Annotated in this window: 1 protein-coding gene and 1 pseudogene; both read right to left on the reverse strand. The window is 47.7% G+C overall.

The features are described from left to right. Nucleotides 1–754: UTP--glucose-1-phosphate uridylyltransferase GalU (gene galU / locus ACTIE6_RS23830; RefSeq protein ID WP_439559006.1), on the reverse strand; the 754-nt coding region annotated here is incomplete at its 3' end. Between the two features lie 145 nt (nucleotides 755–899). After that, nucleotides 900–1,269, reverse strand: a pseudogene (locus ACTIE6_RS23835) (GHMP kinase); the annotation flags it as partial.

Below are 1,269 nucleotides of genomic sequence, written 5' to 3' on the forward strand. Positions count from 1 at the left end.
CGTGGCGCTTGCCTTCAATATGGTGGGCGTAAATATTTTCACGCTTCAAAAGCAGGAGCATCGAATCTGTCAGCTGAATTTCGTTGTTCTTCCCTTTTGGAGTCTGCTCGATTGTATTGAAAATTTCCGGGGTAAGAATGTAGCGGCCAGCAATCGCGAGGTTAGAGGGAGCCGACTCGATTGCAGGTTTCTCTACAAGTGTTGAAAGCTCCATAATGGAGTCACTTAACGTTTTTCCACCCACAATCCCGTACCGGTTAACCTTATTCGCGGGAACCTGCTCCACGGCAATTACCGAGCCGCCGTATTGTTCGTAAGTGTCCATCAATTGTTGCGTAACCGGAATTACCGAATCCATAATGGTATCTCCAAGCAAAACTGCGAAAGGTTCATTTCCGACATGGTGGCGCGCATAGTAAATCGCGTCTCCCAATCCATTTGCTTCTTTTTGGCGAACAAAATGTACATTGGCCATATCTGCCAGGCGGCGCATTTCATTAAACCAAAGCAGGTCTTCTTTTTCTTCCAGCCTGGTTTCCAGCTCTACGTTTCTGTCAAAATGGTCTTCAATGGCCCGCTTTCCTTTCCCGGAAATGATCAGGATATCTTCAATACCGGAATCGACAGCTTCCTGTACAACATATTGAATAGTTGGAATATCGATAATCGGAAGCATTTCTTTCGGCATCGATTTGGTAGCTGGTAAAAACCGGGTTCCAAGTCCGGCAGCAGGTATTACGGCTTTGCGAATCATAGGTTGGCTATCGGCCGTCGGCTATCGGCCTTCGGCTTTTTTGAGTGAATAATTATCAGCCCGTGCGGGCCAGTTTTATTGATTTAATAAGTAAAAAAGCACATTGGCAGCCTCTTTCGCCGACAGCCGACAGCCGACAGCCGACTCAAACTACAAACGGCTTTATCACCCTAGCGTTATGCTTTTTCAACTGCACAAAAAGCTGATTGAGCATATCATCGTCGCGGTATATCCCGATGATCGTGCCGCCTGAGCCGGCGAATTTGGCTGAGGCACCGCAGGCTCGGGCTGCATTGATCAGCCTTTTATTGGATTCGGGGACATTATAGATCTGACAGCGAAGGTCGAAATTCTCATTCATCAACTGGTGCAGATCGTCGGAGCGACCTTCCAGTAATGCTGCTCTTCCTTGTTCTGCTTTTCCGGCAATTTGTCCGAGTACATCGATTACATTCGCCTCGCCCCGGTCAAATCTTGTGCGGACATCGCTGTGTACTTTACCCGAAACCTTACTT

The sequence above is a fragment of the Dyadobacter sp. genome (assembly GCF_051859145.1).
Lineage (GTDB): Bacteria > Bacteroidota > Bacteroidia > Cytophagales > Spirosomataceae > Dyadobacter.